Below are 20,657 nucleotides of genomic sequence, written 5' to 3'. Positions count from 1 at the left end.
ATGACGACCTTTTTAGAAAAATTAAAAAACCAAATTTTAATAGGTGATGGTGCCATGGGCACCCTTCTTTATTCATTTGGGAAAGATAGCTGCTTGGAAGAGTTGAACCTTTCTCATTCTGAAAAAATTCAAGAAATTCATAAGGCCTATATTGATGCCGGTGCGGATGTAATTCAAACAAACACCTATGCGGCAAATTATCTAAAACTGCAAAGATATGGGTTAGAGGACTCTGTCAAAGCAATCAATAGTGCAGCCGTCCAGAATGCAAAATTAGCAGCACAGCAAAACGCTTATGTTCTTGGTACCATTGGCGGTAACCGTGGGATTAAGCCAAGCGCTTTATCGATTGAAGAATTAAAGCGCAGTTTTCGTGAACAACTCTATTGCCTATTGCTAGAAGAGGTAGATGGCATTTTATTAGAAACCTTTTACGATCTCGAGGAACTGGAAACAGTCCTTACGATTGCTCGAAAGGAAACAAAGTTGCCAATTATTGCACAGGTCTCCCTTCAGGAATTAGGAATTTTACAAGATCAAACACCGATTAATGAAGCTTTTACAGTGTTGGAAAACCTTGGTGCTGATGTCATTGGCTTAAATTGCCGGCTCGGACCTCATCATATGCTGAAAACACTTGAGCAGATTGAATTACCTAAACATGCTTATCTTTCTGCCTACCCGAATGCGAGTCTGCCAGCCTATACAGACGGTATATTCCATTATGAGGGTGACGCTGATTATTTTAAAAAATCCGCTCAAAGCTTCCGTGAGCAGGGCGTGTGTTTGCTTGGCGGCTGCTGTGGAACGACCCCGGCGCACATCCAGGCATTTGCGTCAGTACTAAGAAATAGCGTGCCTGTCACCGAAAAAGTAGTTACATTCAAAACGAAGAAGATCATCATTGAACAAAGTGCAGCTAAAAGGGAATACCGGCCTCTTGAGGAAATCGTTACGGAACGTCCATCGGTTATCGTAGAATTAGATACTCCGAGAAAGCTAGATACCAGCAAATTTTTTGAAGGCGCAAAGGCGTTGAAAGAAGCAGGTATAGATGCGATTACGATGGCAGATAACTCTTTAGCTCAGGTAAGGATTTCCAATGAATCTTTAGGGTATCTTGTTAAACAAGAATTAGGGATGCGTCCACTTATCCATATTGCCTGTAGAGACCGGAATATTATTGGTTTGCAATCTCACCTAATGGGACTTCATACCCTTGGAATGCATGATGTTCTGGCTATCACTGGTGACCCTGCCCGTGTCGGTGACTTTCCTGGTGCATCATCTGTATACGATGTCTCTTCCTTTGAACTAATACAAATGATTAAACAATTAAACGAAGGCTTGTCCTTTTCCGGAAAAGACCTAGGACAAAAAACAGCATTTAGTATTGCAGGTGCCTTTAATCCAAATGTTCGTTCGGTAGAAAAAGCCGTTAAACGCCTCGAGAAAAAGATTGAATATGGGGCAGATTATTTTATTTCACAGCCTGTCTTTTCTGAAGAAAAATTAATCGAAGTCTATGAACAGACCAAACATCTAAGTGCACCTATTTACATTGGTTTAATGCCTTTAACGGGCAGCAGGAATGCCGAATTCCTTCATAATGAGGTACCAGGGATTAAAATCTCTCAATCGATTCGAGACAGAATGGCAGCCTTGAATGATCAGCCATTACAAGCTGTACGTGAAGGAATTGAAATAACAAAATCTTTAATTGACACGGCACTGGATTTATTCAATGGAATTTATTTAATCACACCATTTTTACGCTATGAACTAACAACAGAATTAGCCATATATGCCAGACAGCGTGCAAGTCAAGTTAGGGGGAACAACCATGTTGAAAGCTCCATTAAGTGAACAACTTCAAAAACGAATTCTTGTAATGGACGGTGCCATGGGTACCATGCTCCAAGAGGAAAATTTAACAGCCGACGACTTTGGCGGTGAGCAATATGAGGGCTGTAACGAGTATCTGAATATAACTGCCCCTGAGGTCATTGCGAAAATTCACCGTGAATACTTGGAGGCCGGCGCAGATATTATTGAAACCAATACTTTCGGGGCTACCAGCATTGTGCTGGATGAATACAATCTTGGTTTTAAGGCTTATGAATTAAATAAGATTGCTGGCCAGATAGCCAAAAAAGAAGCCGAAAAAATTTCTACAACTGAATGGCCGCGTTATGTTGCAGGTTCAATGGGACCAACAACAAAAACACTAAGTGTTACAGGCGGGACAACGTTTGAAGCACTCACTTTATCTTATGAGGAGCAAGCAATTGGCCTGATTGACGGTGGTGTAGACCTTCTACTCCTAGAAACAAGTCAGGATATGCTGAATGTAAAAGCAGGCTTTGTTGGTATTCAAAATGCATTTGCTAAAACGGGAAAGGTTCTTCCGTTAATCGTTTCTGGTACCATTGAGCCGATGGGTACGACCTTAGCTGGACAGTCCATTGAATCCTTTTACATTTCATTAGAGCATATGAAACCGGTAGCTGTAGGGCTAAATTGTGCGACAGGTCCAGAATTTATGCAGGATCATATTCGTTCTCTTGCTAATCTTGCTTCAACAGCAATTATCTGTTATCCAAATGCAGGTCTTCCTGATGAAGAAGGACATTATCATGAAACACCTGAAACGTTAGCGAAAAAGCTTGCAGATTTTGCTGCTCATGGCTGGTTGAACATTGTTGGAGGCTGCTGTGGTACCACTCCGAATCATATTCGAGCTATTACTGAAGAAATGAAAAAATTCTCACCGCGCACGGCACAGACTTCTGATTTTCATATGGTTTCAGGCATTGAACCGTTTGTTTACGATGACCCGACGCTGCGTCCGATTATGGTCGGAGAACGTACCAACGTAATTGGCTCTCGTAAATTCAAACGCCTCATTAACGAAGGTAAAATTGAAGAAGCAGCAGAAGTTGCACGTGCCCAGGTTAAAGGCGGTGCACATGTCATTGATATTTGTCTTGCAGACCCTGACCGTGATGAACTAAGCGACATGGAGAATTTTATTCCAGAGGTAGTGAAAAAAATTAAAGTACCACTGGTGATTGATTCAACTGATGAGAAAGTACTTGAAAAGGCACTCAAGTATTCACAAGGAAAAGCGATCATCAATTCGATTAATCTTGAAGATGGTGAAGAAAGATTTGAAGCCGTTGTTCCACTTATTCATAGATACGGTGCAGCCGTCGTTGTTGGGACGATTGATGAAAAAGGTATGGGCGTTACTGCTGAAAGTAAATTAGCCATTGCCAAACGATCATATGATATTCTCGTCAACAAATATGGGTTAAAGCCGCAGGACCTAATTTTTGACCCGCTTGTTTTTCCTGTAGGTACTGGTGATGAACAATATATTGGATCTGCAAAAGCAACCGTGGAAGGTATTAAGCTCATTAAAGAACATCTTCCTAAGACGCAAACCATTCTTGGTATCAGCAATGTATCTTTCGGTCTGCCACCTGTCGGCAGAGAAGTTTTGAACTCTGTGTTTTTGTACCACTGTACATTAGCTGGTCTTGATTATGCGATTGTGAACACCGAAAAACTAGAACGATTCGCTTCCATTTCAAAAGAAGAAGTGGCTTTAGCAGAAGCTCTTTTATTTAATACGACAGACGAAACTTTAGCCACCTTTACTGAGTTCTACCGTGGCAAAAAGAAAGAGTCAAAGAGTACCGTACCAAATATGAGTCTAGAAGAACGACTCTCATACTATGTGATAGAAGGTACAAAAGAAGGTTTACTGCCTGATTTGGCACTAGCACTTGAACATTATCCTGCCCCACTTGATATTATTAATGGTCCATTAATGGAAGGTATGAAAGAAGTAGGACGACTTTTTAATGACAATCAACTAATTGTTGCTGAAGTCCTCCAAAGTGCAGAAGTCATGAAAGCATCAGTCTCTTATCTTGAACCCTACATGGAAAAAGGGGATGTTTCCTCTTCTAAAGGAAAGGTCATCTTAGCAACAGTAAAAGGCGATGTCCATGACATTGGCAAAAACCTAGTTGATATTATTCTGAGCAATAACGGCTATGACGTCCGTGATTTAGGGATTAAAGTATCACCAACTGACTTGGTTCAAGCGATTCAAAAAGAAAAACCGGATATCGTTGGCTTATCAGGCTTGTTGGTGAAATCTGCTCAACAAATGGTTTTAACTGCACAGGATATGAAAGAAGCAGGGATCTCTACTCCTATCCTAGTTGGTGGAGCAGCTCTTTCTAGAAAGTTCACTGATACCAAGATTGCTAAGGAATACGAAGGGCTCGTTCTTTATGCAAAGGATGCAATGACAGGCCTTTCACTCGCGAATCAGCTGCAAACTCCAGGGGAGCAAGAAAAACTGATCGCTGAAAAAAATGAAAAGCTCGCTGCTATAGAGGTTCCACGTGATTTGCCTATACGATCAGCTGTATCCACAGCCGTAAAAGTGAGACCATCTGTTTCTACAGAAGTGCCCGTTTATACACCAATGGATACAAAAAAACATATCTTAAAGACCTATTCTCTTTCTCATATTGAGCCTTATATCAATATGCAAATGTTAATTGGCCATCACCTAGGTGTAAAAGGAAAAATTGCTAATCTCCTTGCTGAAAAGAATGAGAAGGCAGTGAAAGTTAAAGAAGTTGTGGATGGATTATTATCAGATGCGAAAAAAGGCAATTGGATTTTACCAGCTGCTGTCTATCAATTCTTCCCTGCCCAGTCTGATGGAAATAAAATATTTATTTATCATCCAGAAGAGCCAAATACGATTATTGAAACATTTGACTTCCCAAGGCAGGAATCTGCGCCACATTTATGTTTAGCAGATTTTGTTAAGTCTGTTGACAGTGGTGAGAAAGATTATGTTGGTTTCTTTACGGTAACAGCTGGTAGAGGAATTCGCGAAAAGGCTGACCAGTTAAAAGCAGAAGGCCGTTTCCTTGAGAGCCACGCCCTTCAAGCCTTAGCGCTAGAAACGGCAGAGGGCTTTGCTGAATTAATTCATCGTCAAATGCGCGACCGTTGGGGATTCCCAGATCCGTTAACGTTTACGATGCAGGATCGATTTACAGCTAAATATCAGGGACAGCGATTCTCTTTTGGTTACCCAGCATGTCCTGATTTAGAAGATCAGAAGAAATTATTTGGATTGATTCAACCAGAAGAAATTGGGATTGAATTAACCGAAGGCTGTATGATGGAACCAGAAGCTTCTGTTTCAGCCATGGTCTTTGCCCATCCAGAGGCACGATACTTTAATGTTTTAAGATAAATGAAGTCCGCGGAATGGATTCCGCGGACTTTTTATTGTTTAGAATTAATCCCGCCAGCTACTTCTTAAGACTTCAATCCTTGACATTTCTTCGGAAAAGTCATATAGTTACCTAGGTAAACATATTAATTACCTAAGTAACTATTATTTCGGGGTGAACTTAATTTGACCAACCATGCATTATTTCATACTCTTCATCAACTTTCCCGCCAATTAACCAATCAACTAAATGAAGCACTAAAACCTTTTGGATTATTTTCCGCCCAATGGTCTGTCCTCTATGTTTTACATATCAAAGGCTCATTAACTCAAAAAGAACTCTCTGAGTACTTATTTGTTGAAGCGCCTCCTATGACTCGAACGATTCAACGCCTTGTTAAACAAGGCTATGTAAAACAAATTCCGGGCAAGGACAAACGTGAAAAGTTTATCCAATTAACGGAGGAAGCAGTAAAGGAATTTCCTAAATGGGAAAATGCTGTTACCCAGTGCAACCAGGCTTTACTGGGGAATTTCCCCGAAACCTCTCAACAACAATTATTAAACTTACAAAGCGTTTGGTTAAAACAGCTATTGTAAAGGAGTGCAAAACATGAACAAACCTAAACTATGGACGAAAGATTTTATTAGTATTTCTTTGAGTAACTTTTTCCTCTTTTTGACTTTTTATATCTTACTAGTAACATTGCCTATTTTTGCGTTACAGGAATTTGATAGCAATGCTTCACAAGCGGGGTTAATGACAACTGTATTCTTGTTTTCTGCCATCCTATCTCGTCCACTTGCTGGACAAATGCTTGAACGAGGCAGCAATAAAAAAGTCCTTTTGACTGCGCTAATTATATTCGCTGCTGCTTCTCTCCTATATTTTTTCCCAAAAACAGTAACTGGATTCCTGGTTATTCGTTTATTACATGGAGTTGGATTTGGAATGGCAACCACGGCAGTAGGAGCGATTGTGGCAGACCTCATCCCAAGCTCTCGAAGAGGAGAAGGAATGGGATACTTTGTTATGTCGACAAACATGGCGATGGTATTAGGACCGTTTGTAGGGCTGACAGTTATTCAACAGTGGGGTGCTAACACAATGTTCGTCATAACAGTCATTGTTGCTATCGGGGCACTTATTACCGGTCTTACAGTCAAATTAACTAAGTCTGAAGAACGTGATCAACGAGTAATCCTACCTGCATTTTCATTAAAGAACTTTATTGAACCTTCAGCAGTATCGATTGCTATTGTTGGCTGCTTCTTAGCCATTGTCTATTCTGCCCTTCTTTCCTTTGTGTCCGTCTATGCAACTGAAATACATCTTGCCGAAGTTTCAAGTTTGTTCTTTGTGGTATATGCAATTATTTTGTTATTGTCTCGACCTTTTACAGGCAAATGGATCGATCAATATGGTCCTAATGTAATTGTATTCCCTTCAATCATCTTGTTTGCGATCGGAATGTTTGTATTAAGTCAAAGTGGAAGTGCGCTTACTTTTCTCGTTTCAGCTGGGATGATTGGATTAGGCTGGGGGACCCTTTTCCCAACCTTCCAAACGATTGCCATTCAAAATGCTGCTCCTAGAAAACGTGGTCTGGCTACTGCTACTTTTCTATCAATCTATGATATTGGTATAGCACTAGGCTCATTCTTTGTGGGATTAATTGCTGCAAAAATGGATTTTAGCTCCTTGTACTTCTTATGTTCTTTCTATATTCTTATTGGAGCCGTTCTATACTACTTCCTGCAAGTTCGAAAACCTGAAATGAAACGCCAGCAATACCTAAAAGTAAAAGAGCAATAATTTACTAGAACCATCCTTTCCATCGATGGTTCTTTTTTACGTTGTGAGCAGTGATTTTTACTTTTCCCCGTCATTAGGGTACACTTTTTTTGTATATTTATTTTTCGAATGGAGGTTTTTACATGTTGGATGTTGTTGTGATTGGTGCTGGACCAGCTGGAGCGAGTGCTGCTTTATTAACTGCTAAAGCAGGAAAGAAAACATTGGTGCTTGATAATGATAAGACAGTTACAAAGCGTGCTTGGGTTGAGAATCATTATGGCGTGCTGGAAATCTCTGGACCAGATCTCGTTGAAATTGGTAAGCAGCAAGTAACTAAATTTGGCGGAGAAATCGTCCAGTCTACTGTTACGAATATTAGCAAAGTTGGAGAAGGCTTTAAAGTGGAAACTGAAAACGGCGACTATGAAGCAAAGCATGTAATTATTGCTACAGGTTTCTTAGTAGACTTAGCTGAAAAAGCAGGTTTGACTACTAAGCCTGGTACTGAGCCAAGAGTAAAAACAATCCTTGATGTAGATGCCCAAGGTAAAACAAATGTTGATGGTATTTGGGCAGCTGGTACTGTGGCTGGTGTGAGCGTACATACCATTGTTACTGCTGGTGACGGAGCAAGAGTCGCAATCAATGTTATTAGCGAATTGAATGGCGAGCGCTATGTTGACCATGACGTATTAAAGGCATAACCTTAAATAACAAAAGCCCCCTTTTTAGGGGGGCAGATTGTCGAGAAAGATTATTTTCTCAGCATTTTTTTATATTCTTTTAGTTTAAGCTACCGATTTCTCCTTAAATATATTACCTTCTATTTGGGGACAAATTGTTCGCTATGCCTTAAGAATTTGTCCTTCATCCGGCTTCTTAAGGACTAATCCTTCTCCCTGACAGACAGATTTGTCCCTCATCCGCCATCTTAAGGACTAATCGTTCGCTCTGCCTTAAGAATTAGTCCTTCCACGGCGTTTTAAGGACAAGCGAAAGCCATTTAAAATAATAAACGATGTGCAATGTTAAAGTTATAAAATAGCTGTCGAGACCTTCTCGACAGCCTTGCCCTTTTTTAGGGGTTTTGTCTTAACACTATACCTCTAGATCCTTTCCTTCTTCAACAATGTGAAATAAAAGGTGTGCTAGATGGTGTATAGGTCCATATTCTTCTTCCTCTTCACTTACCTCTTCATTAAATTCAAGATCATTTAGATAAAGGGCTGTAAATTCATAAAAATCCTTCAATTGGAAGGAATAGCAACCCACTGGGTCTTCACTGCCATCCTCTCCGGTAGGATCCTCATATTGTAGCACCATGTAAGAAACATCACCATCAGCATCCTCCGCATCAAAGAAGACAAAGAAGCCAATGTTCGTGTCTAACTCAAATAGATGCCTTGTGCCCCCTTCTGTCGCTTTTTCAAAGTCCTCTTGGCTTAACTTTTGAATTTGCATTGAGTCCACATTATCTTCTTGGTGAAAACCTACAACAAATGATTTCATTTATTTTCCTCCTTCTTAAGCACATATGAATTACTTTTCCCTATTTTTTATTATTAATAAAAAAAAATCCTTTCAGACAAAAAAATTGTCTAAAAGGATTTTTTGTAATCATCCAACCGGAGGATGAATAGGGTCAGCATGTTGATAATTAATACTCTTAACAGCGAGTTCATTTGAAGAAGATGGATTACTTACTTCCTTTGCAGCAGGCGATGAAAGAATTAGTAAAGAAAGTGAGAATAGTAGTATTATAGACTTTTTCATTTTCTTCCTCCTCAAGTAATTTTGGATAAATAATTTACTGCCTCCAAGTACCTTCCATTTTGATTGTAGTGCTCTGAAAGCAGTTTGTAATAACGGGTTAAATCGTCCTTATGTTCTTTTGCACTCTCCAAATAAGGGATTACCTTTGCTTCTAAAAATTTTATTGCTTTTTCAGGTGATTCCATATGAATTAGATAAAAATTAGACAAAAGACTTTGTTTTTTCACACCAGTAATCTCCTTGGAAAGAGATTTGACAAGAAGAAAACATTCCCTCGCCTTTTCCGTATTATTCAAATTATAGTAAATCTCGCCAGTTGCATATAAAGTAATATAGTAATGCTGGTTTTTAAGAGGCTGTAAAGATAGACTCTTTTCATAATACATTAGCGCATCCTTTACGTTGTTCATTCTATCCTGCAAGTAGCCCATATTATGATAGATTTGTGGAAGGATTCTTTCTTCTTTTAGCAGTTCAGCATTCCGAATTAAATGGTTAAAACAGACTTGAGCTTCTTCGTAAATACTAGAACGAGAATAGTTAATACCTAACACCATCAATGTATGCAGAATCCGATAGAAATTATGTTGATTCATAAAGATTTGCAGTGCCTGCCTGCCAAAGTGAATAGCATGGCCAGGCTGATCAAGCGAACTTTTTACAAATGTCCAGTGATAAAGAAATTCGCCATTTACCGATTCATTGTTGTTTTCTACATATAATTCATCGAAGATTGCATCTGCTTTTTTATACTGACCCTTTAATATTAAACATACAGCATTATAATAGCGAAATAAATACATCTCATGTTGGGAAAAATTTTTCTTTTGCTTATGTAAAATATCCCGCTGGTCTTCTGCTTCGGATAGCAATCCCTTGAATAATAGATACCGATATTTATATAATTCATATGAATACATATAAGCAGAAAAAGGGATAACATGTTCTAACTCTTTAAGCCTTTTAAATATTACTTCAATTTCCTCTCGTAAATAGAAGTTAATTTTTTCACCTAAGTCTCTTAATAGATTTCTTATTAACTCCTCTTTTTCTTCCATTTCTCCAAAACTTACTTCCAGTCTCTCTAACAATAAGGAAATCGTTTCTTCGTTCGCATCTTTTGAATTATTTTCTATTTTACTTAAATGAGGGATAGAGCAAATTCCAGCAGCAAGTTCTTTTTGCGTGATCCCTTTTTGGGTTCTGAAATATTTTATTAATGGCCCAAACTCCATAACATAACCACCCTCTAGAAGCTCTTCCGTTTTTACCTATTTTATACCAATGCTATCACCTCTTCCACTCATTTGTTCAGACTATTTTAAAAATATAAAAAAAACCATCTGTTTGCAGGAAACAGATGGCTTATATCTATTATTTTACTCGCGGGAAACCAAATCCTGATGCATAATCATCGCCATCAGCAGCACCTGTTCCACCTTTAATATCATAAAGTTTTGCTCTATCTTGCAACTCTTTACGAAGCTGTGTATGAGACAAAGAAGGACTCTCAGCCCAAATTTTAGCAGCTAGTCCTGATACATGTGGTGTAGCCATTGACGTTCCACTAATCGTGTTGTAAGAACCATCATGCCATGTAGATTCAATTGCTCTCCCTGGTGCAGAGACCTCAACATCACGCTCCTGAATCACATAATCTCCATCGGTTGCTGGGTTGCCTCGAGAAGAGAAATCAGCGACACGGTAGGTACCGTTTTGCTGAACATCTTCTAATGCAGCCACTGCTACAGCATTTACTAGAGCACCTGGATATCCAATTGTATTGCTTGAAGGACCATCATTTCCTGCTGCTGCAATGACCAATACCCCTTTTCCATAGGCATAATCAACAGCATTTGAAATTAAGGAATCTTTAGCGCTTGATCCTAACGACATCGAGATAATTACTTTTGAACCCGTTCTAGTTGCCTCATCTGCTGCCTTACGAATGGCAGAAGCAATATCATCTGAATAACCAGATCCACGGTTATTCAACACTTTATATGCCCAAAGGTCTGCCTCGGGTGCCACACCATAAATCCCTTGCCCATTGCCGCCATCTGCAAGTACCGTACCCGCAACATGCGTTCCGTGACCATTTCCATCCGAACAGCTTCCCTCAATTAATGGTGATTTATTTTGTGTAAAATCCTTACATTGCTCCACTCTATTTGTTAGGTCCGCATGACTAGTATTGGCTCCAGTATCAAGAACTGCGACCTTGATACCATTTCCTCCAGAAGTCGCTTGTATAGCCGAATCATTATATATGGCTTGGATTCCCCATGGAGTTCGATCACTCGGTCCAGAATTAATAGAACCACCTGGCTTAGCGGCAGCTTCCTTGCTAGGAGCAAGCTGCACTTCCGCTACTCTTTCAATTTTTAAATTTTTATTTTTTAATAAGGCCTGATATTGTTTACTGGTAACAGTTGTTGTAAATCCCTCTGCTCCAAAATCCCATCGAACCCCAACATTTTTCTTTGCTTGTGACTTATCAGCCGAAGGACCTTGAATGATCACCCGAAATGACTCCTCCTGGCTTTTTGGCTGTTGACCGAAGGCACCTGTTGCAAACATGGATACCCCCATTACAAAGCTAAGTACTGACAATCCTACTACTTTTCTCTTTTTCATCCACATTCTCCCCTACTTTTTCGACTGCAGGCTTGGACCTGTTTCTTTATTTTAGTTAGAATTTTCTGAAAACGTAAATGAAAATTTACCTATAAAAGTTGGGAAATTTTTTAATATCAATTAAAAAAGACCCTGAAGATTTACTCCAGAGCCTCGTACATTTTACTTATATGACGTTAAAAATATTTCTTTTTCCAAAAAATCAATGCCGTTAACGTGGACAAAACACATGCAACCGTAATGGATATCCAAAAGGCATGTGGACTATTTTGAAATGGTAAATCAACATTCATCCCATAAAAACTGAAAACGATGGTAGGGAACGAAAGGATAATCGTAAATGACGTTAAAAACTTCATGACAATATTTACATTATTTGAAATGATAGATGCAAAGGCATCCATCATCCCGCTAAGGATCGAACTATACGTTTCAGCCATTTCAATCGCCTGGATTTTCTCAATCATGACATCTTCTAGTAAATCCTTGTCTTCTTCATACATTTTTATATAACTAAATCGAAGAATTTTATCTAGGACCACTTTATTTGATTTTAGCGAAGTCGTGAAATAAACAAGACTCTTTTCTAAAGCAAGAAACGCATACAATTCTTTATTTTTCATTGATTGATGAAGTTCCCGCTCGATTTCATTTGTTCTTTTGTTAATTTGTTTTAAATAACGGAGATAATAAGATGTAATAATAGCGAGAATTTGCAGAGCAAATCGGTTCTTTTTAAAGGTGAAAAACTCTTTTATTTTATTATTCTTAAAAACTTCTAATATTGGAGTATCCTTTAAGGATACAGTGATGATACATTCATCCGTTAACACAATTCCGATTGGAATGGTCTCATAGATGGGGAAACCGGCATCATCATGGGTAATATATGGGTAATCCACGATGATATAAACCTGCCCATCTTCACGCTCTATTCGTGGGCGCTCTTCGTCATCAAGGGCGTCTCTTATAAAATCAACATAGATGTTTGCCTCACTAGCCACCTTGTTAATTTCTTCTTCGGTTGGGGCGTACATATTTACCCAGCAGCCCTTTGAAATGTTATCTACTTGTTCAAGTACTTTTGTTTCCGTACTTTTATAAATCTCCAACATGATAAAACCTCCTCACTGACTGTGTTCGAGGAAGCCAAACTACCTTCTTAAGAGCTGATATTCCTGAAGAATCCAATTCAAAGATAACACTGACTTCCTCTTGCTACTAGGGTCCGGGTCTATTGCATAACTCAAAAATATCAACTCCTCGTGTATATAATTACTTCATTATCATAAACCCAAACACCAAAAAGCACAAATTAGATTTTATTCAGGAAAATAAGGATTTAGGTGAATTAACACTTCTTCAATATTGTCATATTTCTCCATCATTCTGCCTTTGATTAACTTAGCAAGGTCATGCCCTTCTTTAATTGTTTTATAGTGGTCAATTGAAATTCTAAGATCAACTAAAACATAGTGACCATGTTCCCTTGCTCGAATCCGATCAATCCGCTTGACCTCCTGAAATTCATTGACAATATTAATATATTCTTGTAATGTTTCGGCATCGATATTCCGTTCGAGTAAGATGTCGAAAGCCTCGGTTAACATTTCCTTGGAGATTTTAAAAATTAAGTAGGCTACAAATATACTTGCTGCTTTATCTCCATAGTGTAAGATAAAAATATCAAAGTGTTCGCCCATTATGGAGAGAAGAACCCCAATAGCCGCAGCAATTGAAGCCACAATATCTGCTTTATGGTCAAAGGCAATGGCCTCAATTGCCTTACTATTATGCTCCTTAGCTACCTTTAATGATGAACGATACAAAATAATCTTTGTCACATAAGAAATGATTGCAACCCACATCGCTAAATAGCTTGGTGTTTCTACTTCATGGAAGAACCCAGCGATTCCTTCATAGACCACATAAATGGAAACAATAAAAAGTAAAATTCCTACTATACCAGATACAATTACCTCTGCTTTTCCATGACCATATGGATGTTCATTATCGGCAGGTTTATTGGCAAGTTTAATGACCAATAAAACGATAACGGAAGCAAAAACATCCGCAGCAGAATGAATTCCATCCGCAAAAACAGCATCACTATTCCCATACCAGCCTATGAAAAGTTTCCCTACTGTTAAGATGATATTACTGATTACACTAATCCAGGCAATTTTCTTAGCTAAGGATTCCCTCATCTATCTAGTCCACCTCAAAAAATTTTCTATTTCTCTGACTGATTATTCCCATTTACCTCCATCTTCATCTCCTCTTCTTCTTCTTCGACGGTTATTCTGTTTATCGCATCATGAAGAAAATGAAAGGCTTCATCTAATTCTTCTCTCGTAGGATACTTGTCTTTTTGCATATTCATCAGCCCCTTGATTTTTTGTATGAGTAATCCTTGAATAAAACGTAGAAAATACGGTTGTATCTTATTTTATTAAAGGAGAGTGCAACATGGATAAAAAGAATTCCACTAACAACAGCACTGATCTCGCTGGTCGTATCTACGAAACAAGCGACTATCAAAAAAACGATGTTATGTCAACGGGTCTATCGACCACACATGAACAGGTAAGTGACGCCTATATGGAGGGGGAAATTGATACATCCACTGATGACGATTTAAACGCGAAGGATCTCCCAATTGCCCAAAAACCCTATAGAAACGAATAAAATTAGAGAAAACAGCTTTCCAAACGAAAGCTGTTTTTTATTTTATTTATCATCCTCGACATATGGATCATGTTCATATGCTGGTAAATCCCCAAAGCTTGTCATGATCCCTTCTTCATCAAGTGATTCTTCATAGCGTTCGTGTTGTGGATTTGGGTAAACGGTTATATTGTTCCCATACATATCATTACCTACAAAGTTTTCGAAATCCTCAACATAGCCCTCATTTTCATCCGGTTCTATTCCAACATCATTATAGTGCTCTTGTGGAAAGGCTAAATCCGATGGTGTATCGGATGTTCCCCATTGTTCTACGACCTGCCAAGAGTCCTCTGCGTCAAAAGCAACATTCTCATCTTTTGTATCCATATCAAACTTCCCAAATGGCGGCATTAAAACTCCCTCTTCAATTGGACGATCATGTGATACCACTTGCTCTGGACTATGTTCTTTACAATAGGTTGTATTAGGCAATGCCTCTAATCGTTCATAAGAAATTTCATTTCCGCAGACTTCACATTTACCATATGTTCCATTTTCCATTGCTTCAAGTGCTTTATTTATATTTCTTAGCTGCAAATCGGTATGCTCATTTAATGCAATATCTTTTTCACGTTCATATAACTCTGAACCCTCATCTGCAGGATGATTATCATAACTTGATAATTCCCCCATCGATTCGTGAAAATGACCGCGTTCTAAACCATAATGATCATTTTGCTCGAGACGCTCTTCAATTTCCTCTTTTTCCTTTAGTAATTGCAAACGAAAACCAGCAAGCTGCTCTGTCGTTAACATAGTAAACCCCTTTCAAGGCTTATTGCTTATCTATATCGCCCAGTTAATTTCATCTTTATCAAGTACCTTTTTATTTTCATTGTTTTCGTCGATGTTTATGTATCAATTTAGCGATTCCAACAAAAACCTAATTAGCTCATATGAACTGGCTGAATAAGTTTTTTCATACCGTGTATCTTAACATATAGAATGAAAAAGAAATGAGGGGACTTCTATGGTAAACGAGAATTTTAATAAATTTAGAAAAGAACAGCAGAACCATCAAGGCGTATATTTGGGTGGTGCGAACCAACAACGAGGCAAAAACGACCCTGAATACAATAACCAGGACAATACAGATAAATCAGTAGGGGCTACTGGGAGAAAAGTAAATGGGCAAATCGAGTAGCGGTGAAAATGAACAAAAAAATATGAAGTGGTGGCAACTCTCGTTATTTGGGGTGGGGTGCACAATTGGTACAGGATTTTTCCTAGGATCAAGTATCGCCATCAAAATGACTGGACCTGCCATACTAATCGCCTTCATTCTTGCAGCTGCTGGAACCTATTTGGTTTTTGACGCTCTGGCAAAAATGACTGCACAGGAACCCCTAAAAGGCGGGTTTCGTTCTTATGCGAAGAAAGCATTCGGCAGATGGGCAGGATTTAGCAGCGGCTGGGTTTATTGGGTGTCCGAGGTTTTAATTATGGGTAGTCAAATGACCGCGCTGTCTATTTTTTCGCGATTTTGGTTTCCTAATGTTCCATTATGGTTATTTGCTGGTGGATACGCTCTGCTGGGACTTGTTGTGGTTCTTATCGGCGTAGCTATCTTGAATAAATTAGAAAATATTCTTGCCGTATTGAAAATAGCGGCAATCTTAATGTTCGTTATTATTGCGTTATTAGCAATTTTTGGAGTGATTGATGGAGACCGGCCTATTCAATATCCTGATAGCAGAAAGGATTTAATCCCCCATGGTGTTCTAGGTTTATGGTCAGGTGTTATTTTTGCCTTTTACGCATTTGGAGGAATTGAAATATTAGGGTTAATGGCTACCCAATTAAAGGATCCAAAGGAAGCTCCTAAGGCCGGTAAGGTAATGCTTTTCACACTAATGATTATCTATATGCTTTCCATCGGTCTCGCCGTCTTGATGGTGCCTTGGAATAAGTTTAATGGTGAGAAAAGTCCATTTGTAAATGCATTAGACAATTACAATTTAACCTTTATTCCGCATCTTTTTAACGGAGCCCTAATTATTGCGGGATTTTCAACAATGGTGGCTTCCCTTTTTGCTGTAACCAGCATTCTTGTAACACTCTCTGAAGAAGGGGATGCACCAGGTTTGTTTTGCAAACAGGGGAAACTAAAAGTTCCCATTCCCACCTTGCTGATTACAGTGTTGGGAATATCTCTTTCGATTGTCTCTGCACTATTAATGCCGGGTCATGTTTATGAGTACATTACAACAGCCGCAGGGCTTATGCTTCTTTACAATTGGATTTTTATTTTAGCTTCATCCTGGAAGCTATTAGAGGTAAGTGCAAAGGATAAAATAAAATACTCGATAGGGATTCTGTTAATATGTATTGCAGTAAGTGGAACATTATTTCATAGCACAAGCCGCCCTGGTTTCTTTATTAGCCTAGCTTTCATTGGGATCATTGGCTGCATTACTTTAATTATGAATCTAAAGTGGAAAAAGAAAAAGAAAAAAGGCAAAGTCCTTAGTCCTTGGCCTACCGCCTAATATCTTACTGCCAGCGATTACTTCGCTGGCTTTTTTATTTATCCAAATAAAACATTAAAGGCCTGAAAGCCAAAGTAAACCCCAAATCCAATCAATGACACTCCAGATAAAAGCGAGATTCCAACAAGTAACTGAGAGGTCAAATATTTTCGGAAATTACTAGCAATACTAGCCATTGTAAAATCCCATATAAGTAATCCAATAAATATAGCTGAGCTATAAAGAATTAACTGGCTTGTTTCATAGGTCGCAGCGGTCTTTGCGAGAACAGAGCCGTAAATTCCCAGCCAAAATAATATCGTTAATGGATTGGATATTGACATAAAAAAGCCAGAAAAAAAGGATTTGATTAATGGTTCATCCTTTGCTTTTTCTCCAATTTTGTGTTTATTTGCAGATAACATTGTTTCAATACCGGTATAAATTAAAACAAAACAACCGAATGACCATAAAAAGGTTTTCATAAATGGAGTTTCAAGGAAGTGAACGACTCCAAAATAAACGACCATCATGTAAACCCCATCAGCAACGACAGCCCCTACCCCAATAAGCCATGAATGCATAAAGCCATGTCTTATCCCCTTATCAATTTGTGCTGCATTAATTGGACCAATCGGAGCCGCAAGCGACAATCCCAGTAAAATATAACTCAAAAATACATTCATTCTAATCTCTCCCTGAATTGAAATAGAAGCCTGTCTTTCAATTTCTATTCAGGAAAAAGGGGTTGTACCACTTTATTTGCAAAAAAAAGAGTCTTCCTTTGAAAAAGAAAACTCCTTAAGCGGTCTTAACAGTATTAAAAACGAAATATTTCTGACCTAGGTAATTACTTATTGTATAAAGTACACTCCCTAAAAGTACAGCTCCATTTTGTTCAACCAGTGTATTTACAGTATAGAATTGGTTCATCCAAATCAATAACTTTTCACTAAAAAAATACGAACCGACATAACAGATAAGAATGATCGTAAAAAACCTTGGCAGTCCGCGTTGAAAAGGCACCTTGCTATTAAAGGTAAAGGAACGATTTAAACAATAACTGACACATGCCCCAATCACATTACCTGCAAAGGTAGAAAACCAATAGGAAAGTTGAACAGCATTTAGCAAAAAGAAGATGATAAATAAGCCCACAAATGTATTAATCACCCCAACCAAAAGAAAACGAATAAATGAATTAGTTGGTTTTATATAATTCATCCTCCTCACTTTTTCGAATTAAATGATGTCTTGGAATAGGCATGGAGAAAGTATCAATATCGATGATAAATTTTGGACGTTGTTTTGATTCTTTATATATTTTCCCTACATACTCCCCTATTAGCCCAATCGCAATCAACTGCAATCCGCCAATTAACCAGATGGACGTAATAAGTGATGTCCAGCCTGTCTGCGTTTCCCCTAAGGTCTTTAACAGTAAAAAGTATATTCCAAATAACAGGCTGAGGAAAAAGGAAATAAACCCGACAAATAATACAAATCGAATCGGTGATACAGAAAAGGAGGTGATTCCGTCAAAGGCAAAAGCAAGCATTTTCTTTAACGGGTACTTCGTTTCACCTGCTATTCTTTCTTTTCGGTCATAGTATACGACATCCGAACGAAATCCAAGGAGCGGAACGATACCTCGTAGAAAAAGATTCACTTCTTTAAATCCTTCTAACTCCGCTAATGCTCGTTTGCTCATTAACCGAAAATCCGCATGATTATAAACAAGATTAACGCCCATTTTTCTCATAAGTTTATAAAAGCCTTGAGCGGTGCTCCGTTTAAAGAACGTATCTGTGTCCCTGCGTTTACGAACGCCATAAACAATCTCATTTCCTTCATTAAATTTATGGATAAATTCTCGAATTACCTCAATATCATCCTGAAGGTCAGCGTCAATAGAGACAACACAATCTGAATAGTCCTTTGCCGCAAATAAGCCAGCCAACAGGGCGTTTTGATGACCTACATTTCTTGATAGTTTTATTCCACGGACATGTTCATTTCTTAATCCTGCTTTATATATGATTTCCCATGTTCTGTCCTTACTGCCATCATCAATAAACAAAATTTTGGTTGTGCTGGAAATAAGTTGTTCACTGATCAATTGATTGACGAATTGGTCAAGTTGATGAATGGTTTCAGGTAGTACATCTTCTTCATTATAACAAGGCACAACAATCGTTAAGACAGGTTCCATCATCCGCTATTACCCCCGATGTTTACAAAGTCTTGTATAAATAAATTTTCCATGCGGAACTTTTTGATGTAAATACTTTATCCAGGATTAGTTGATTTTCCTCTGAGTTGGTAATAGGCAATGCAGAAATGATGTACTGACCACCCATTTCTTTAAACACAGAAGTATTTAATTGCAGGTTATTTAATTTCCTTTTTGAGTCCTTTTTGATCATATAGCTTTTTCCAAGTTGATCGGTAAAGATATAACAGCGGCCGCCCCATTGATCAAAATATTTGCGTATACTTTTATTTTTTGCCAATTCGGACTCTATTATTTTTCTAAATTGATGCTTATACGATAAAGGATAAAAGTTATTATAGGTATCTAGTGTGTAAAAGCCATTATATTGAGAAATAGCTGGATGAATTCCGATACTGGCCACCCGGTAGTTTGCTTGATCTTGGCCAATATGTTCCTTAATCTCTGAAAATAATGCCTCCGCATAAAATTCTTTTACGGTCGGCTTTTTCTGATAAATGATCTCGTCGTTGAATAAACACAATAAAAGGATTTGTAAGATAGCAAACCATTTTGCCGTTTTCGACCAGCTATGCCCTTGGAGTGAAAGTATTTTTAAAGCTAGCGCAAATCCCGCATAAATGACCAACGGCCTTAAAAAGTGATAGCGGGCAAAATTAAAGGTATCCATAAAGTGAAATATTTTCGTCAATGGTAACCAGCCTTTATAGAACCAAAAGGCATACCAGAGTGATAACAAGAAATTTAACATAAATAGAAATACAAATAGCATTTCCTGTTTCCAAAGCTTTTTTGAAAAAACAAAGTAAAGAGCAATTAACGTTACAGGTAATACAAATAGACCATGGACCGTCATGACATGGGTATGCCCTAACACGAAATTTTTAAGTGTCAGCCGTACTACTCTCCATAAGGGTAAGGAAGCATGGAAATATTCATCGCGGCTGTTTGGTTCAGTAGAAAACAAAAAGGAATAGACCAATCGATACTCAACGAGCATAAAAATACAAGTCATATAGGCAATAGACAAAAAGAAACGAAGATTCCATCCTTTCCCTCTTACAACATCTACAAGCCAAAATACCCCCATTGCACTTAGAAAGAAGAAAAATCCTAAAACAATGCTAGCGTAAAAAGGAATGAGCGTAAGGACAATGTAATCTTTCTTTGTTCCTTCTCCAATTCGGATGTTAAGGAAAGCCCACAAGGCTAGCGGCATTCCTAACGTGCTAAGCATCCCCGATGGCCAAAAGGGGGTTAAGGCAAATGCAAGGGAAGTCGCAACCTGCAAAAAACTCCATCTTTCATCCGGAAGAAGGTGTTTTTTTAATAGTAAATACATCCCAATAAAAGCAACTACCCTCGTAAGGGCCTGACTAAGCCCATAGGCAATCATGGTTGGAAACAGGGCATAGAGCCAGACAATGATGCTGTATTCTGTTCCAAATGCATTTCTTGGTACCCCATTTATTATTTGGGGGATAACAGCATTGACATCCCCAAACATTTGACCACTGCTTGCTAGAACCTTATACCATGCTAAATTCGAATCCAAGTTATCATGGACACGGATATGAGCATTTTCTTGGAGAATAAAGAGGGGGGACAGATAAATTGTTAGAATAAGCAAAGCAAAAAAGATTAATTTTGAATTATTTCTTGTATCAGTATTCACACTCAATTCACACCTCTTAGCCCTCGTCCTCGAACCTTGCTTCAAGTAATAAAGTTTGCATTTGGACTGGA

Annotated in this window: 20 protein-coding genes; 8 read left to right on the top strand and 12 right to left on the bottom strand. The window is 38.4% G+C overall.

The window, feature by feature from the left end:
- From QUG14_RS23430 to QUG14_RS23410, 5 genes are all read left to right on the top strand, one after another.
- Nucleotides 1–1,866, top strand: coding sequence for a bifunctional homocysteine S-methyltransferase/methylenetetrahydrofolate reductase (locus QUG14_RS23430; RefSeq protein ID WP_289342858.1), 1,866 nt, complete (start codon nucleotides 1–3; stop codon nucleotides 1,864–1,866).
- Entirely contained in the window at nucleotides 1,844–5,293 is a 3,450-nt protein-coding gene (gene metH / locus QUG14_RS23425) for a methionine synthase (RefSeq protein WP_289342856.1), read from the top strand. The genes QUG14_RS23430 and metH overlap by 23 nt, the downstream gene beginning before the upstream one ends.
- Nucleotides 5,294–5,458: 165 nt before the next feature.
- A complete protein-coding gene (locus tag QUG14_RS23420) occupies nucleotides 5,459–5,872 on the top strand; it encodes a MarR family winged helix-turn-helix transcriptional regulator (RefSeq protein WP_289342855.1) in 414 nt (137 codons plus the stop codon).
- Nucleotides 5,873–5,885: 13 nt separating this feature from the next.
- Nucleotides 5,886–7,088 carry an MFS transporter gene (locus QUG14_RS23415; protein WP_289342853.1) on the top strand — a complete coding sequence of 401 codons (1,203 nt, stop codon included), beginning with the start codon at nucleotides 5,886–5,888 and terminating at the stop codon, nucleotides 7,086–7,088.
- Nucleotides 7,089–7,210: 122 nt separating this feature from the next.
- Complete coding sequence (locus tag QUG14_RS23410; protein ID WP_289342852.1) at nucleotides 7,211–7,774, top strand: FAD-dependent oxidoreductase; 564 nt, start codon at nucleotides 7,211–7,213, stop codon at nucleotides 7,772–7,774.
- 394 nt (nucleotides 7,775–8,168) lie between these two features.
- Here QUG14_RS23410 and QUG14_RS23405 read toward each other — a convergent pair whose 3' ends face one another.
- The 7 genes from QUG14_RS23405 to QUG14_RS23375 all read right to left on the bottom strand — a co-directional run bounded on the left by QUG14_RS23405 (nucleotide 8,169) and on the right by QUG14_RS23375 (nucleotide 13,857).
- Complete coding sequence (locus QUG14_RS23405; RefSeq protein WP_289342851.1) at nucleotides 8,169–8,579, bottom strand: cytosolic protein; 411 nt, start codon at nucleotides 8,577–8,579, stop codon at nucleotides 8,169–8,171.
- 108 nt (nucleotides 8,580–8,687) lie between these two features.
- Nucleotides 8,688–8,843, bottom strand: a complete 156-nt coding sequence (locus QUG14_RS23400; protein ID WP_289342850.1) for a hypothetical protein — start codon at nucleotides 8,841–8,843, stop codon at nucleotides 8,688–8,690.
- Nucleotides 8,844–8,854: 11 nt separating this feature from the next.
- The gene (locus QUG14_RS23395) at nucleotides 8,855–10,078 is read right to left on the bottom strand and encodes a helix-turn-helix domain-containing protein (RefSeq protein ID WP_289342849.1); all 1,224 of its coding nucleotides are present in this window, start codon (nucleotides 10,076–10,078) and stop codon (nucleotides 8,855–8,857) included.
- 139 nt (nucleotides 10,079–10,217) lie between these two features.
- Nucleotides 10,218–11,480 (bottom strand): S8 family peptidase, encoded by a 1,263-nt coding sequence (locus tag QUG14_RS23390; RefSeq protein ID WP_289342848.1) that lies wholly within the window; start codon nucleotides 11,478–11,480, stop codon nucleotides 10,218–10,220.
- Between the two features lie 176 nt (nucleotides 11,481–11,656).
- Nucleotides 11,657–12,595, bottom strand: coding sequence for a magnesium transporter CorA family protein (locus QUG14_RS23385; RefSeq protein WP_289342847.1), 939 nt, complete (start codon nucleotides 12,593–12,595; stop codon nucleotides 11,657–11,659).
- 207 nt (nucleotides 12,596–12,802) lie between these two features.
- Nucleotides 12,803–13,687: a cation diffusion facilitator family transporter gene (locus QUG14_RS23380; RefSeq protein WP_289342846.1), complete on the bottom strand. Its 885-nt coding sequence runs from the start codon at nucleotides 13,685–13,687 to the stop codon at nucleotides 12,803–12,805.
- Between the two features lie 26 nt (nucleotides 13,688–13,713).
- Entirely contained in the window at nucleotides 13,714–13,857 is a 144-nt protein-coding gene (locus QUG14_RS23375; RefSeq protein ID WP_289342845.1) for a hypothetical protein, read from the bottom strand.
- A gap of 92 nt (nucleotides 13,858–13,949) precedes the next feature.
- Between QUG14_RS23375 and QUG14_RS23370 the strand changes: the two genes are divergently transcribed.
- Nucleotides 13,950–14,168 (top strand): YozQ family protein, encoded by a 219-nt coding sequence (locus QUG14_RS23370; protein WP_289342844.1) that lies wholly within the window; start codon nucleotides 13,950–13,952, stop codon nucleotides 14,166–14,168.
- Nucleotides 14,169–14,210: 42 nt separating this feature from the next.
- On the opposite strand, the gene QUG14_RS23365 is transcribed toward QUG14_RS23370, so the two are convergent.
- A complete protein-coding gene (locus tag QUG14_RS23365) occupies nucleotides 14,211–14,966 on the bottom strand; it encodes a TraR/DksA C4-type zinc finger protein (RefSeq protein ID WP_289342843.1) in 756 nt (251 codons plus the stop codon).
- A 214-nt stretch (nucleotides 14,967–15,180) separates the two neighbouring features.
- Between QUG14_RS23365 and QUG14_RS23360 the strand changes: the two genes are divergently transcribed.
- Both QUG14_RS23360 and QUG14_RS23355 read left to right on the top strand, forming a co-directional pair.
- Nucleotides 15,181–15,354 carry a hypothetical protein gene (locus tag QUG14_RS23360; protein ID WP_289342842.1) on the top strand — a complete coding sequence of 58 codons (174 nt, stop codon included), beginning with the start codon at nucleotides 15,181–15,183 and terminating at the stop codon, nucleotides 15,352–15,354.
- Entirely contained in the window at nucleotides 15,338–16,699 is a 1,362-nt protein-coding gene (locus tag QUG14_RS23355) for an amino acid permease (RefSeq protein WP_289342841.1), read from the top strand. Before QUG14_RS23360 ends, QUG14_RS23355 begins: the two co-directional genes overlap by 17 nt.
- A gap of 38 nt (nucleotides 16,700–16,737) precedes the next feature.
- Here the strand turns inward: QUG14_RS23355 and QUG14_RS23350 are convergent, their stop codons facing one another.
- From QUG14_RS23350 to QUG14_RS23335, 4 genes are all read right to left on the bottom strand, one after another.
- Nucleotides 16,738–17,364, bottom strand: coding sequence for a LysE family transporter (locus QUG14_RS23350; RefSeq protein ID WP_289342840.1), 627 nt, complete (start codon nucleotides 17,362–17,364; stop codon nucleotides 16,738–16,740).
- A 115-nt stretch (nucleotides 17,365–17,479) separates the two neighbouring features.
- The gene (locus QUG14_RS23345) at nucleotides 17,480–17,902 is read right to left on the bottom strand and encodes a GtrA family protein (RefSeq protein WP_289342839.1); all 423 of its coding nucleotides are present in this window, start codon (nucleotides 17,900–17,902) and stop codon (nucleotides 17,480–17,482) included.
- Nucleotides 17,880–18,893 carry a glycosyltransferase family 2 protein gene (locus tag QUG14_RS23340; protein WP_289342838.1) on the bottom strand — a complete coding sequence of 338 codons (1,014 nt, stop codon included), beginning with the start codon at nucleotides 18,891–18,893 and terminating at the stop codon, nucleotides 17,880–17,882. The genes QUG14_RS23345 and QUG14_RS23340 overlap by 23 nt, the downstream gene beginning before the upstream one ends.
- Before the next feature lie 19 nt (nucleotides 18,894–18,912).
- Nucleotides 18,913–20,586: a DUF6044 family protein gene (locus QUG14_RS23335; protein WP_289342837.1), complete on the bottom strand. Its 1,674-nt coding sequence runs from the start codon at nucleotides 20,584–20,586 to the stop codon at nucleotides 18,913–18,915.
- Between the last annotated feature and the right edge of the window lie 71 nt (nucleotides 20,587–20,657).

This window comes from Neobacillus sp. CF12 (assembly GCF_030348765.1).
In the GTDB taxonomy this organism is placed as follows: Bacteria; Bacillota; Bacilli; order Bacillales; family Cytobacillaceae; genus Neobacillus.
Note: the sequence above shows the minus strand (reverse complement) of the source record. Positions and strands in the feature narration are given on the sequence as shown.

Coding starts and splice junctions, on each gene's coding strand:
- QUG14_RS23350 (WP_289342840.1), bottom strand. CDS start 17,364: ATGAATGTATTTTTGAGTTATATTTTACTGGGATTGTCGCTTGCGGCT.
- QUG14_RS23410 (WP_289342852.1), top strand. CDS start 7,211: ATGTTGGATGTTGTTGTGATTGGTGCTGGACCAGCTGGAGCGAGTGCT.
- QUG14_RS23385 (WP_289342847.1), bottom strand. CDS start 12,595: ATGTTGGAGATTTATAAAAGTACGGAAACAAAAGTACTTGAACAAGTA.
- metH (WP_289342856.1), top strand. CDS start 1,844: ATGTTGAAAGCTCCATTAAGTGAACAACTTCAAAAACGAATTCTTGTA.
- QUG14_RS23365 (WP_289342843.1), bottom strand. CDS start 14,966: ATGTTAACGACAGAGCAGCTTGCTGGTTTTCGTTTGCAATTACTAAAG.
- QUG14_RS23400 (WP_289342850.1), bottom strand. CDS start 8,843: ATGAAAAAGTCTATAATACTACTATTCTCACTTTCTTTACTAATTCTT.
- QUG14_RS23415 (WP_289342853.1), top strand. CDS start 5,886: ATGAACAAACCTAAACTATGGACGAAAGATTTTATTAGTATTTCTTTG.
- QUG14_RS23345 (WP_289342839.1), bottom strand. CDS start 17,902: ATGAATTATATAAAACCAACTAATTCATTTATTCGTTTTCTTTTGGTT.
- QUG14_RS23360 (WP_289342842.1), top strand. CDS start 15,181: ATGGTAAACGAGAATTTTAATAAATTTAGAAAAGAACAGCAGAACCAT.
- QUG14_RS23370 (WP_289342844.1), top strand. CDS start 13,950: ATGGATAAAAAGAATTCCACTAACAACAGCACTGATCTCGCTGGTCGT.
- QUG14_RS23430 (WP_289342858.1), top strand. CDS start 1: ATGACGACCTTTTTAGAAAAATTAAAAAACCAAATTTTAATAGGTGAT.
- QUG14_RS23340 (WP_289342838.1), bottom strand. CDS start 18,893: ATGATGGAACCTGTCTTAACGATTGTTGTGCCTTGTTATAATGAAGAA.
- QUG14_RS23355 (WP_289342841.1), top strand. CDS start 15,338: ATGGGCAAATCGAGTAGCGGTGAAAATGAACAAAAAAATATGAAGTGG.
- QUG14_RS23405 (WP_289342851.1), bottom strand. CDS start 8,579: ATGAAATCATTTGTTGTAGGTTTTCACCAAGAAGATAATGTGGACTCA.
- QUG14_RS23375 (WP_289342845.1), bottom strand. CDS start 13,857: ATGCAAAAAGACAAGTATCCTACGAGAGAAGAATTAGATGAAGCCTTT.
- QUG14_RS23380 (WP_289342846.1), bottom strand. CDS start 13,687: ATGAGGGAATCCTTAGCTAAGAAAATTGCCTGGATTAGTGTAATCAGT.
- QUG14_RS23390 (WP_289342848.1), bottom strand. CDS start 11,480: ATGAAAAAGAGAAAAGTAGTAGGATTGTCAGTACTTAGCTTTGTAATG.
- QUG14_RS23395 (WP_289342849.1), bottom strand. CDS start 10,078: ATGGAGTTTGGGCCATTAATAAAATATTTCAGAACCCAAAAAGGGATC.